The organism is Bacillus sp. SH7-1, assembly GCF_008042405.1.
GTDB lineage: Bacteria > Bacillota > Bacilli > Bacillales > Bacillaceae_G > Bacillus_A > Bacillus_A thuringiensis_N.
On the sequence record NZ_QNUD01000007.1, the window covers coordinates 287,461 to 300,173 of the forward strand.

Consider the following 12,713-nt stretch of genomic DNA (forward strand, 5'->3'; position numbering starts at 1 on the left):
AAGTATAATGGCTTTATTTTGAGAATAACGTTTTAATTTTATTTCGTGTTACTAATAAAATCCCGCCTAATACAGATAACATACCTAAAGCCATATTATTTGATTGCTCACTACCAGCGTTAGGAAGTTCTCTAGCATTATTGTTTGCATTTGTAGTACCAGTCTTTGTTTCTGTTTGTTTCGATTGAGATACTTCATTGATCTTGTTAGCTACATTTTGCTTCGTTGTATGTATCTCAGCTAATTTGTCATCAATTTTTTTCTCAGTGTGTTTAAAGTCGTTGATTTTAATATCTAAGTCTTGTTTTTTCTTTGATAAATCGTCTGAAACAGTTTGTTTTGATTGTTTAATTTCGTTAATTTTATTTAGTAAATCTTCTCTAGCTTTTTGTAATTCAGCAAGTTTGTTTTTTACATCTTGCTTAGCTAGTTCTAAGTTAGCGGAAAGGCTATCTAAATTGCCTTTAATTTTCTTAAGCTCCTCTAACGTGTTCCCAGTATTCGGCTTGTTTTCTTTTAGCTCAGCAAGTTTGTCCTCAGCAGTTTGTTTCGCTTTCTTTAACTCAGCTAATTTTTCATCTACTTGTTTTTTAACTTCCTTAAGTTCATTAACCTTCTGATCGATGTTCTCTTTATGTTGTTTCATTTCATTCACTTTTTCATCGACAGTTTGTTTATGTTCTTTAATCTCATTAACCTTATTATCGATATTTTGTTTATGTTCTTTAACTTCAGCAACTTTATCTTCTACTTGTTTTTTATGCTCTTTTATTTCCGCGATTTTATCTTCGGCGATTTGTTTGTCTTGCTGAAGTTTTGCATCTAGCTCTTGTTTATGTTGTTTCATTTCGTTGATTTTTTCATCGGCAACTTGTTTACGTTCATGTAGTTCATTCACCTTCGTATCAACATTTTCCTTAACCTTGTTAAGTTCATTCAATGTTTGATCCGCGTTTTCTTTGTGTTGCTGTAATTTCGCATCTAACTCTTGTTTATGTTGCTTAATTTCAGCTAATCGATCTCCCGTACTTTGCTGAGGAGTAGCATCATTTACTTCTGCATGAGCAGAGTTTGCGCCAGCAATCATTGCTAAAGCTAGTGTAGACGCAGCGATTGTTTGTTTTGTTTTCATATTTTTGTACCTCTTTTCTTTCATATGCATGAGCTGTTTTGTGTAAAAATGAGCATATAGAAGTAGATTCTTCCATCATTATATACCATCTGCGCCGTCTAGAGGAAGTATTTGCATAATAATCTATGATTATGTAATTTTTATAGTCTCTTATTTTGGAGTAGGGGAGAACTCTTTAGCAAGATGGACAATTTTTAATATAGTAGAGTTTACATCCTTACTGTTACGAATAACAAACAAATAATCAGCCTCGTTTTCTATAGGACCTACCACATCATCGTGAAGTGATTCAGTTTGTTGTCGATCGAGTACTTCTTTGAAATTGGAATAACCACCTCTAAAAATATTGGTACTTCGCGTGCTTCGAGCTACTCTTTCATAAAGTACCTCATCTGGAATGTCAAAATGAACGAGTATGCGTACATATTCATTTTGTGGAAATAATTCGTTTAGTAAATATAACCTTCCATTTTTACTGCGATTGGAGTTACTAATAATAAGGTGTAAATTTGTATGTTCTTTCGCATAATCAACAATGAATTTTGAAAGACCATGCTTAAATGTATTAGGGCCTTCAGCTGGCTGTAATTTTTCGTAATGCGTGTTAATAAATTCAGCTTGATTATCTTGATCCATAACGAAAGAGTTGGGTAATTCTTTTTCTAACGCTCTTGCAAATGTAGTTTTTCCGCTGTGAGTTTTTCCTACTGTAATAATGACGAATCGTTTCATATTGGCCTCCATGTGTATTTTTATAATATGGGATATTCGGTGTAAATCGACAGTTTTCCTGTCAGAGAATATATAAAGTGTCGGGGTGTTAGCAGGCTGGAAACTTGACAAAAAAACTTATTTGTGCTATAATTTACCAATATGAAAATAAAGTGTATAATAGGGTTCTCCTGGCCAGGGGAACCCTATTTTTGTTGTGAAAATGAAGGAGAGTGTATGTGCGTGAAAAAAGGTGAAGCAAGTGTAACGTCGTTAGTATCAGCTTTCGGAAGAGCATATCACAGTGAATTTGATAGTCCGAAAATATTTGATGATTATGTAGCTAAAGAGTTCATATCGCCAAAAGAACGAATTAATATTGAAACGAATATGGTTCAAGGGATACATTTTTTCAATACAGACATTGCTGAGCAGTTTCAAGATAATCCGAAAGAAATATTAAAATGGATTACACAAGTTCAGTTATCACCAACACCTTTGGCACGCGCGGCATATTGTGAGAGAGTATTGTTACATGAAATTGCATTAGGCGCAAAACAATACGTCATACTCGGTGCAGGCTTAGACACATTTAGTTTTAGACACCGAGAGTTAGAGGATAAAATAGAAATATTTGAAATAGATCATCCTTCTACGCAAAGATTTAAGAAGGAGAGAATAAAAGAAGCAGAATTTGAAATTCCAAACAACCTTCATTTTGTTTCAATGGATTTTACGAAAGGATTTTCCAATGAACAGTTACGGAATGAAGGATTTGAAAATAAAAAGACTTTCTTTAGTCTTTTAGGTGTTACGTACTATTTAACGAAAGAGGCACTTTCCAGTTTAATAGAATGTCTATTTGAAATGGTTCCAGCAGGAAGTTCTATCGTTTTCGATTATCCTGATGAAAACTTATTTACGGAAAAGGGATTGTCCAATCGAGTGGAAAATATGGTGAAAATGGCTGTGGTAGGTGGAGAACCGATGAAATCATGTTTTTCTTATGCTGAAATGGAAGCACTGTTAGAGAAGGCGGGCTTACTCATTTATGAGCATTTATCGCCAGAAGACATAAATAAATTATATTTTGAAGGACGAAGCGATTATTTAGAAGCTTTTGAAACAGTGCATTATGTACATGCGGTGAAGAAGTAGAGGATTAGTAGGCATGGGGAGGAATCTCTGTGTCTTTTTTTTAAATAAAAGAGGAAATAGAAGATGTTAAAATTACATGTATGTTCGTTCCATATGTTTATATTTGCTGCTCAATAAACTAGTATCACACATAAGTTTGTACCACATATTCACTTTTATTCACAAAAAAATACTATTAATTATTTTCGGATAATTGTTATAATATAGTTAAATTGATATAAAAGTTTTTTCTAGATTATGTATTTGAAGAATTCTCATGCCAAAAGAGCCAGTTCTCAAGTAGAGAGCTGGCTCTTTGTTGAAGAAAAATAGAATTAGATGTACATAATGGGATAGCAGAGTTTCACAAAAACATCTGTATGTATCCACAACAGTAGTTATATATAACGGAATTTTTAAATTTATAAAAAGATTAAGAGGCGATAGAAATTGAAAAGATATATTAGTATAAAAGGAATTGGCACATATCTTCCAAAACGAAAAGTAGATTCTCTTGAAATAGATCGTATGCTAGACGTACCAGAAGGCTGGACGTTAAAAAAAGCTGGGGTGAAAACAAGATATTTTGTTGATGGAGAAACGTCTTCTTATATGGGGGCGGAAGCTGCAAAAAAAGCTGTAGAAGATGCGAAGTTAACTTGGGATGATATCGATTGTATTATTTGCGGAAGCGGAACGATTCAACAGGCGATTCCTTCTACTGCATCACTTATTCAAGAACAGCTCGGGCTACAGCATTCTGGTATTCCATGTTTTGATATCAATTCAACATGTCTAAGTTTCATAACAGCACTTGATACAATTTCGTACGCAATGGCATGCGGGAGATACAAAAATGTTGTTATTATTTCTTCTGAAATTTCTTCTGTTGGATTAAATTGGGGACAAAATGAAAGCAGTATTTTATTTGGTGACGGGGCGGCAGCTGTTGTCATAACAAAAGGTGATCATTCATCTTCTATTATTGCTTCCCATATGGAAACATATAGCTCTGGTGCGCATTTATCAGAAATTCGTGGCGGTGGAACGATGATTCATCCTAGGGAGTATAGTGAGGAACGAAAAGAAGACTTCTTGTTCGATATGAATGGAAGAGCCATTTTTAAACTATCTTCTAAGTATTTAATGAAGTTTATCGACAAGCTCCTTATGGATACTGGTTATTCTCTAGCCGATATTGATTTAATTGTTCCTCACCAAGCAAGTGGACCAGCTATGAGACTTATTCGTAAAAAATTAGGGGTAGATGAAGAACGCTTTATGACCATTTTTGAAGACTACGGTAATATGATTTCCGCATCTATTCCAGTCGCTCTTTTCGAAGCAATTAAGCAAAAGAAAGTGCAACGCGGAAATAAAATATTATTATTAGGTACTTCTGCGGGACTTTCTATCGGGGGCATCCTTCTTGAATACTAAGAAAACAGTATTAATTACAGGGGCACGTGCACCAGCAACTCTCCATTTATGCAGACTGTTTCATAACGCTGGACATACCGTTATTGTTGCAGATAGTATTCCGTATCCGTTAAGTAAAGTTTCCAAGAGTACGGATTACTTTTATGAAATTCCATCTCCAAAGTGGAAAACAAATGAAAGTATTCGTGCGCTACTATCCATTATTCAACATCACAATGTAGATTTGCTTATTCCAACTTGTGAAGAAGTATTTTATATATCTAAATATAAAGAGGAATTAAGTGCATATTGTCATGTATTAGTAGATGATTTTCAAAAACTTTCATTCCTGCATAATAAGTGGGAGTTTATTCAGTTCGTAGCGAATTTAGGGTGGCAAGTACCTGCAACATATAGAATAAATAATGAAGAAGCGATAAGGTCAATGATGCACAAAACACCAGCTCATACTCCTTTTGTATTAAAGCCGATTTACTCCCGGTTTTCTGATAAAGTGGAATTTATTACAAAAGAGGATGCTTTAAAAGAAAGCGTGATACATAAGCCGAATTATATTATGCAAGAGTTTATACAAGGGACGCAGCATTGTTCCTATAGTATTGCACAATCTGGGGAAGTGTTAGCTCACTCTACGTATAAAACGGAATTCACGGCAGGCTTAGGTGCTACCATTGCGTTTCAGCATATGAATCATCCTAAAATTGACCAGTTTGTTACGCATGTTGTAAAAGAGCTAAATTTCTCAGGACAAATTGCCTTTGATTTTATCGTTACAGAGAATGGAGATGCGATTCCAATTGAATGTAATCCACGTACTACAAGTGGATTACATTTATTCGATGAGGAAATATTGCCCGCTTTTTTTTATGAAAAAGTAAACAATTCATTCATTCCAAAACAAAATTCGGAGTGTGCAATTCGGTTAGCGATGCTTCTATATGGATTTCCTTATTTAAAAAGTAAACAAAAACGTAAGCGATGGTTAAAAGTTCTATGCTCTTATCCAGATATCGTTTATCGTCACAATGATTGGAAACCATTTTTTTATCAGTTTTTTAGCATGTATAAATTATGGCGTGAAAGTTATAAACATGAACGGACTATTTTAGAGCAAACAACATATGACATATCGTGGGATGGTGAAGATTTATGAAAATGCTAGTAACTGGTGGAACGGGCTTTCTAGGACAAAAACTCGCCTTTCGACTGAAGAATATGGGCTATGAAGTAACGGCAACGGGAAGAAATAAAACAATCGGTAAGGTATTAGAACAAAATGGAATCGAGTTTGTTCATTGTCCTCTTGTGGACAGGGAGCGTGTGCTAAAAGTTTGTAAAGATAAAGATTATATCTTTCATAGCGGTGCACTTTCTTCCCCTTGGGGCAAATATGAAGATTTTTATAATGCAAATGTGTTAGGAACGAAACATATTATCGAGGGAAGTCAAAAATACGGTATAAAACGCCTTATCCACGTATCAACACCAAGTATTTATTTTTATTATGATGAGCGACAAAATGTAGTAGAAAATGCGAAACTTCCTGATACGTTTGTAAATCATTATGCAACAACGAAGTACATGGCTGAACAAGCTATTGATCAAGCTTTCGCACATGGTTTACCAGTTATCACAATACGCCCGCGCGCTTTATTTGGACCAGGAGATAACGCGATTCTTCCCCGTCTTATTAAAGTATGTGAAAAAGGGGCTTTACCGAGAATTGGTACAGAAAATGTTCTTGTTGATATTACGTATGTTGAGAACGTTGTAGATGCTTTACTTCTTTGTATGCATTCCCCAAAACATACATTAGGGCAAAAGTATAATATAACAAATGACGAACGTATCAATTTATATGAGGTCATAGAAAATGTAATGAAGCGCCTTGATAAGGAAGTACGATATAAAAAAATTTCCTACAAAACTGCTTTTACACTAGCGGCTATATTAGAAGGAATCTCAAAAACTATTTTATTTGGAAAAGAACCTGTTCTTACAAAGTATACTGTTAGCGTCCTTTCAAAAAGCCAGACGTTAAGTATTGATAAAGCTAAAGAAGAACTAGGATATGCTCCAAAGGTCAGTATAGAAGAAGGAATTACAAAATTTGTAGACTGGTGGAAAATACAATGAAAATCAAATCTTTAAAGCTATATGATACAGGATATTGCACACATCCAGAAAAAATCGCATACTCCAAGGGCAGTTGGAAACAAATCTGTTTTCCAGCAACAGTAGGATTACTCCAGCATCCAGAATTAGGATATATTTTATTTGATACTGGATATGCAGGACACTTTAAAGAAGCGACAAAAAAATTCCCTTACTCTGTATATGCAAAACTGACGCCTGTTCATTTTACGGAAGAGCAAGCTATTAAACAACAACTTCTTCTTGATGGTATTCAGCCAGAAGAAATTAAATATATTATTCTTTCTCATTTTCATGGCGATCATACAGCTGGTTTACCCGATTTTCCAAAAGCGAAAATATTAACCTTCGCAAAAGCTTATGAGGATATTAAAAAGAGAAGTAAATTTGGTGCTCTATTAAAAGGGTGCCTAAAAGATACACTGCCGATGGATTTAGAGCAGAGGATGTCATTCATTGATCAAACTCCATCTCTTAACTTACCTTCTACATATGGAAAGTTTGAAGAGGGGTATGATGTATTTGATGATGGCTCATTATTTGCTGTTGACTTAACAGGACATGCAACTGGTCAATTTGGTATATTCGTCCATTTACAGAGTAATAAAATTGTCTTTCTTTGTGCAGACGCAGTGTGGCTAAGTAAAACGTATCAAAACCTTGTATTTCCTAGTAAGATTGCCAACCTTTTAACGAGCGATCCAAAGTCTTATCGGAAGAATATTGAGAAGTTACACTATTTATCACAAACATCACCTGAGATTGAAATTGTACCGACTCATTGTGAACATACATGGGATAAAATTAAAGCAGGGGTGTACTATGAATAAACTACGGATTCTCAAGCAATACTTGAAAACAAAATATGGCTTGAGATTTTCAAATCGCAAACAATTGGAACAGTTTCATAAACAACAAATAGAAAAACAACTTTTGTTCACGATAGAGGCGTCGCCTTTTTATCGCCAGTTATATAAGCCGTTTTTACATGAAATTCAAAAGGGAAATTTGTCTGCACTCCCCATTATTGATAAAGAAGTAATGATGGAACATTTTGATACATTAAATACAGTCCATATTTCAAAGGAAGAAGCGTTTCATGTAGCATCTGAAGCAGAGAAGACCCGGAATTTCTCACCAACCATTCGTAATATAACTGTCGGTTTATCATCAGGCACTAGTGGAAATCGTGGGGTTTTTCTCGTTTCCGAGGAAGAACAAACGTTGTGGGCTGGCTCGATTATTGGAAAGGTGCTTCCTTCTAGCATTCTACATAAACACACGATTGCTTTTTTCTTACGTGCAAATAGCAATTTATACGAAGCGACAAAAAATAAGCGAATCTCATTTCATTTTTTTGATTTACTAGATTCGTTTCAACAGCATATTACGCGATTAAATGAAGTAAAGCCATCTATTTTAATTGCACCTCCGTCTATGTTACGGAAAATTGCTTACTGGCAGCAAGAAGGACTGATTACAATTTGTCCTAAGAAAATTATCTCTGTAGCAGAAGTGCTTGAAGATATTGATAGAGACTTTATTTCTGCAACTTTCAAACAGACAGTACACCAAGTTTACCAATGTACAGAAGGTTTTCTTGCTACCACCTGTAAGCAGGGGACATTACACATGAATGAAGACCTCGTTCATATTGAAAAAGAATACTTAGATCAAGAGAAAGGGATATTCGTTCCCATAATTACTGATTTCATGAGGAAAACACAGCCTATTATACGCTATCGTCTCAATGACATATTAATTGAGAAAAAAACGCCGTGCAGCTGTGGCTCACCTTTCTCAGCATTAGAACGTATTGATGGTCGATGTGACGATATATTTATTGGAATAAGTGAAGTGGATCATGGCGAAATATTTATTTTTCCAGATTTCATTAGAAGAGCAATTTTGTTTGCATCTAGTGACATTCAAGAATTTAAAGTAATACAGCACAGCGTAGATAAAATTGAAATTAAACTTAAAGCACTACCTGAAAATCTCGAATTATGTCAATCAAAGGTAATGCAAGAATTACATACACTATGGTCTACGAAAAAGTGTGCTATACCACATTTTTTCTTTTCACATTACGATATTCAAGTATATGATAAAAAATTAAAAAGAATAGAAAGTTTTGTAAGGTGTGGTGAACATAAATGATTCAGTTACATGATGTTCATTCTTTACATAGCATTGATTGGGAATCCAAAAAAGATGGAGCGTATGTACGAGATAGTTTCTTGCCTCTTTTTCAAAAGGGCGTTACAGCATTTATTGAAAATGTTAACACGCAGCTCTTTCTATTAGAAATTGATGATCTCATCTTGCCAGTCACTCTTAATAACGCAGAGTTCGAAAATTCATATGTATGTTCTCCTTATACACATTACATATCTTATGCGTTAGAAGAGCTATGGGAGTTGAAAAAACCATGGCTAGAGAAGCTATTAACCTATCCGATTCATTTTATGGGAAATTGGCTAAGACGAACGAATATTAATAAAGTAATTGTCGTAAATAATTGGATGCTTTCAACAAATCTTTATCACTCTATCAACGAACAACAAATCGAACAAATAACGAAAGTATTAGTTGAGAAATTTCCAGAGCATACTATTCTATTTCGCTCTTTAAATAACAAATTATATCCCGCAACGACAGAAGCACTATCTACAGTCGGTTACAATAAAATTATGTCTCGTTCTATATACTTATTTGATCCGAAACACTATAAAAAAATGAATCGAAAAAAACGAAAAGACTTATTAAATGATAAAAGTTTATTAGAGAAAAGCAATTATGAAATTATTACGAATGAAGAATTAACAAGGGAGGATATTTTACAAATTTCCCAGCTATACAACCAACTATATATTGAAAAATATTCCGCCCATAACCCAATGTTTACACCCGCTTATTTATGGAATGCTCTTCAGCATCGTTTATTTGAGATAAAGGCCATAAAAAAAGGGAATACAATTGATGGTGTCATTGCTTATTTTATTAGGGACGGAGTTATGACAACGCCAATCCTTGGCTATCATACAAACTCTGACCAGCAACAAGGTTTATATCGTATACTTTCCCTCCTTATTACAATGGATTCTATCGAAAAAGATTTAATTTGTCATTGTAGTGCTGGGGCTGGAGAGTTTAAACGAAATCGTGGTGCAACACAGCAAATTGAATACAGCTATGTATATAACGCTCATTTACCACCTAGCCAACAAAAGGTATGGAAAGTATTAATGTGGATATTAAATACATATATAGAACCGATGGCAAAAAAACATCGCTTTTAAACAAAAAGACTTTTATGATTGCTTGTTACCTGAAACTCTTTGTTTAAGTGTAGCTGCAATACCTACGTTATGGAGTTTATATAGTATATTTTTAATAATTTATTTTATATGTATCGTTTGGATGAAAGAGAGAAGTGCTTGAAGAGTAGTTCTCTTTTTTATTAAGTTTTTGAAACAGCGCATTATGTACATACAGTAAAGAAGTAGAAGATTAGTAGGCATGGGGAGAAATCTTTATGTCTTTTTTTATGAGGATTTTTAATTTTTAAAATATATCGTAAGAAATAATTTACAAATTGTAAAAAATAAATTACAATTATCTAAAGAGGTGTTACTATTGTTGCATAATAAAATTGTAGTTTGTCGAGCAGAAAAAGGTTGGACCCAAGAAGAACTGGCAACAAGAGTAGGAGTTAGTCGTCAAACTATCGCTACTCTTGAAAAGAATAAATATAACCCTTCTCTAATTCTTGCCTTTAAAATTGCAAATGCATTTGAAAAGCCGTTAACCGACGTATTTGATTATCTAGAGGAGTGATACATATGTTGTTGTTAAAAATTTTGTTATTTGGTTTAATAGTGATAAGTAAGATGTATGTAATAAAATTTCAATCAAGTGATGAAGCAAATGACGAAAGAGGAAGAGAAATTCTATATAAAACAAATAATGCTTTGTACAATATTCTATATTTAGGTATCCTTGCCATTATTGTTTTACAATTAATTGATATTATTCCTTTGCAATTTCTACCTGATTTGTTGTTATATTTTGCACTTTCATTAAGTGTGTTAGGTAGTGTTTTTATATTTATTAACAAAAAAGGGAGAAATTACTAATACGAGCTAAGTGTTTCATCTTGTTCTGTCAGTTGATTGAACAAAATGTTTTTTTAGTAAGCTACATAAAATAATAAATCTTTTTCATAAAAATTTAAGAAAGCCAAAAGGGCCCCACACATTTTAATCAAAATGTGTGGGGTTCTTCTTTTTATAAAATGAATATTTGTAGTGTAGAATATATCCAATTGATTAACCGAACTAGTATTTTAGGGGCCTTAACTGAAACAATAAATATAACTTCATATCAATCTTGTTAATGAATTTCATTGCCTTCGGATAAAGGACAATAGTAGATCTTTGATTTTTATTACGATTTTGTAAGGTTAAGTAATAAAAATCGATAGAACGGGATATTAGAATGGGATACTCTGATTGATGGGTAGAATATTCTGAAAAAAAGGGTAGAGCAAATGAAGAATAGGCAAAAAGCATCGATAATATGCAAAAGTATTTTATGTTTAATGATTTGTATATTCATTATGAATGAAGCATGGTTTACAAATGTGGTAAGGGCAGAGTCGGGCACGTTAACTGATAGGAATATAGAGAATTTCAAGAAAAAGATGGATGAACAGGTACCAAAATGGCAGGGAAATTATAATGTACCAGGGGTTGCAATAGGGATTGTACATGAGGGGCGTATTGCTTATACACTTAACTACGGTTATGTAGATAAAAAGGCAAAAAAAGCGGTGAGTGATGATACTTTGTTTCAGGCTGGTTCCATTTCTAAAAATCTTACAGCGTGGGGAATCTTGCATCTTGTAGATGAAGGACGTTTATTACTAGATGATCCCGTTGGAAAATATCTGACCAAATGGAAATTACCTAATTCAGAGTTTAATAATAAGGAAGTAACCATAAGAAGATTGTTAAGTCATACTGCAGGGCTGTCTGCACATAAAGGATATCTCGGGGTTGCACCAGGGAAACAACTTGACTCTATTGAGGAATCTCTGTCTGGAAAAGGATGGCTTAATGAACCAGTGGAGATTACTAATAAACCAGGTTCAGAAACAATTTACTCTGGTGGCGGATATACAATTTTACAACTTGTAATTGAAGAAGTTACCGGAATACCGTTTGATCGTTATATGGAAGAACAAATTATGAAACCTTTAGGAATGAAATCTAGTTCATTCTTACAACGTCCTGAAAACCATAACCTTTCAAAAGCTTATGGATATTTTGGAGAGGAGCTCCCTAGTTACCAATTTACCGAACAGGCTGCTGCAGGTCTTAAGACAAATGTTACCGATATGATGACATTGATACTTGCAAGTATGGATGCAAATAATAAAGGTAATGGTGTCATCAAAAGTGAACGTGTTGAGGAAATGCAAAAGCCAGTATTAGGGGAGAATGGTTTAGGTATATTTGAAAAAAAACTATCTAATCAATGGAAATTACTTTATCATTCTGGTGACAATCGAGGCTGGCACTCTTTTTATGGTTTCATTCCTAATACAAAGGATGGATTGGTAATCCTTACAAATGGTGAAGGTGGTATAGACTTACGACAGGATATTTACCACGCATGGATTGAATATGAAACGGGAAAATTACCTGAAAGTCACTTCGCTCTAGCTGAGCAGAGAAAAAGTAATTCCATTATATCAATTGTTATTGGAGCCATACTTAGTGTATATTTGCTGTTATTTGTAATTAGATTGTACAAAGGTAGAAGAACTTTCATTCTTAAGCAAGAGAAGAAATCTTACATCGGATTAGTAGTTAGGACATTTTTACTTGTTATTACTGCTGTTCTCGTTTTTTGTGCTGCCTATTTGTGGAGAGTGTTTAGTTTGAATTCCGGTAATACAGTAAATTTCATTCTAATAATGGTATGGATTATAACATTATTAATTAGTGGATTTTTCCCGAAAATTAAAAGTAATAAAAACAACGTATGAAACGAAAAGATTCAACATCAAAATTTACATGTATGTAATGTTAAAGGCTAGAAAGCTAGATTGGCGTGAATCGCTAATTGTGGA

Annotated in this window: 12 protein-coding genes; 10 read left to right on the top strand and 2 right to left on the bottom strand. The window is 33.9% G+C overall.

Features of this window, described 5'->3' with window-relative positions; translation table 11 throughout:
- Positions 1–13: 13 nt before the first annotated feature.
- Entirely contained in the window at positions 14–1,132 is a 1,119-nt protein-coding gene (locus DN390_RS07785; protein ID WP_147807039.1) for an LPXTG cell wall anchor domain-containing protein, read from the bottom strand.
- A gap of 150 nt (positions 1,133–1,282) precedes the next feature.
- Complete coding sequence (locus DN390_RS07790; protein ID WP_147807040.1) at positions 1,283–1,864, bottom strand: ATP-binding protein; 582 nt, start codon at positions 1,862–1,864, stop codon at positions 1,283–1,285.
- 216 nt (positions 1,865–2,080) lie between these two features.
- Between DN390_RS07790 and DN390_RS07795 the strand changes: the two genes are divergently transcribed.
- The 10 genes from DN390_RS07795 (at position 2,081) to DN390_RS07840 (ending at position 12,629) form a co-directional block, all read left to right on the top strand.
- Complete coding sequence (locus DN390_RS07795) at positions 2,081–3,001, top strand: class I SAM-dependent methyltransferase (protein WP_147807041.1); 921 nt, start codon at positions 2,081–2,083, stop codon at positions 2,999–3,001.
- Positions 3,002–3,430: 429 nt separating this feature from the next.
- Entirely contained in the window at positions 3,431–4,420 is a 990-nt protein-coding gene (locus DN390_RS07800; RefSeq protein ID WP_060631505.1) for a beta-ketoacyl-ACP synthase III, read from the top strand.
- Positions 4,410–5,573: an ATP-grasp domain-containing protein gene (locus DN390_RS07805; protein ID WP_147807042.1), complete on the top strand. Its 1,164-nt coding sequence runs from the start codon at positions 4,410–4,412 to the stop codon at positions 5,571–5,573. Before DN390_RS07800 ends, DN390_RS07805 begins: the two co-directional genes overlap by 11 nt.
- Complete coding sequence (locus DN390_RS07810) at positions 5,570–6,556, top strand: NAD-dependent epimerase/dehydratase family protein (protein ID WP_147807043.1); 987 nt, start codon at positions 5,570–5,572, stop codon at positions 6,554–6,556. Before DN390_RS07805 ends, DN390_RS07810 begins: the two co-directional genes overlap by 4 nt.
- On the top strand, positions 6,553–7,404 hold the full coding sequence (locus DN390_RS07815; RefSeq protein ID WP_097951854.1) for an MBL fold metallo-hydrolase: 852 nt from the start codon (positions 6,553–6,555) through the stop codon (positions 7,402–7,404). The genes DN390_RS07810 and DN390_RS07815 overlap by 4 nt, the downstream gene beginning before the upstream one ends.
- The gene (locus DN390_RS07820) at positions 7,397–8,734 is read left to right on the top strand and encodes a F390 synthetase-related protein (RefSeq protein ID WP_147807044.1); all 1,338 of its coding nucleotides are present in this window, start codon (positions 7,397–7,399) and stop codon (positions 8,732–8,734) included. Before DN390_RS07815 ends, DN390_RS07820 begins: the two co-directional genes overlap by 8 nt.
- Positions 8,731–9,876 (top strand): hypothetical protein, encoded by a 1,146-nt coding sequence (locus DN390_RS07825; protein ID WP_147807045.1) that lies wholly within the window; start codon positions 8,731–8,733, stop codon positions 9,874–9,876. The genes DN390_RS07820 and DN390_RS07825 overlap by 4 nt, the downstream gene beginning before the upstream one ends.
- A 337-nt stretch (positions 9,877–10,213) precedes the next feature.
- Positions 10,214–10,414, top strand: a complete 201-nt coding sequence (locus DN390_RS07830; protein ID WP_000903048.1) for a helix-turn-helix transcriptional regulator — start codon at positions 10,214–10,216, stop codon at positions 10,412–10,414.
- 5 nt (positions 10,415–10,419) lie between these two features.
- Positions 10,420–10,713 (top strand): hypothetical protein, encoded by a 294-nt coding sequence (locus tag DN390_RS07835; protein WP_147807046.1) that lies wholly within the window; start codon positions 10,420–10,422, stop codon positions 10,711–10,713.
- 413 nt (positions 10,714–11,126) lie between these two features.
- Entirely contained in the window at positions 11,127–12,629 is a 1,503-nt protein-coding gene (locus DN390_RS07840) for a serine hydrolase domain-containing protein (RefSeq protein WP_147807047.1), read from the top strand.
- Positions 12,630–12,713 lie beyond the last annotated feature (84 nt).

Bases quoted from the DNA above. Each gene is read 5' to 3' on its own strand.
- DN390_RS07835 (WP_147807046.1), top strand. From the start codon at position 10,420: ATGTTGTTGTTAAAAATTTTGTTATTTGGTTTAATAGTGATAAGTAAG.
- DN390_RS07840 (WP_147807047.1), top strand. From the start codon at position 11,127: ATGAAGAATAGGCAAAAAGCATCGATAATATGCAAAAGTATTTTATGT.
- DN390_RS07825 (WP_147807045.1), top strand. From the start codon at position 8,731: ATGATTCAGTTACATGATGTTCATTCTTTACATAGCATTGATTGGGAA.
- DN390_RS07790 (WP_147807040.1), bottom strand. From the start codon at position 1,864: ATGAAACGATTCGTCATTATTACAGTAGGAAAAACTCACAGCGGAAAA.
- DN390_RS07810 (WP_147807043.1), top strand. From the start codon at position 5,570: ATGAAAATGCTAGTAACTGGTGGAACGGGCTTTCTAGGACAAAAACTC.
- DN390_RS07820 (WP_147807044.1), top strand. From the start codon at position 7,397: ATGAATAAACTACGGATTCTCAAGCAATACTTGAAAACAAAATATGGC.
- DN390_RS07795 (WP_147807041.1), top strand. From the start codon at position 2,081: ATGTGCGTGAAAAAAGGTGAAGCAAGTGTAACGTCGTTAGTATCAGCT.
- DN390_RS07785 (WP_147807039.1), bottom strand. From the start codon at position 1,132: ATGAAAACAAAACAAACAATCGCTGCGTCTACACTAGCTTTAGCAATG.
- DN390_RS07815 (WP_097951854.1), top strand. From the start codon at position 6,553: ATGAAAATCAAATCTTTAAAGCTATATGATACAGGATATTGCACACAT.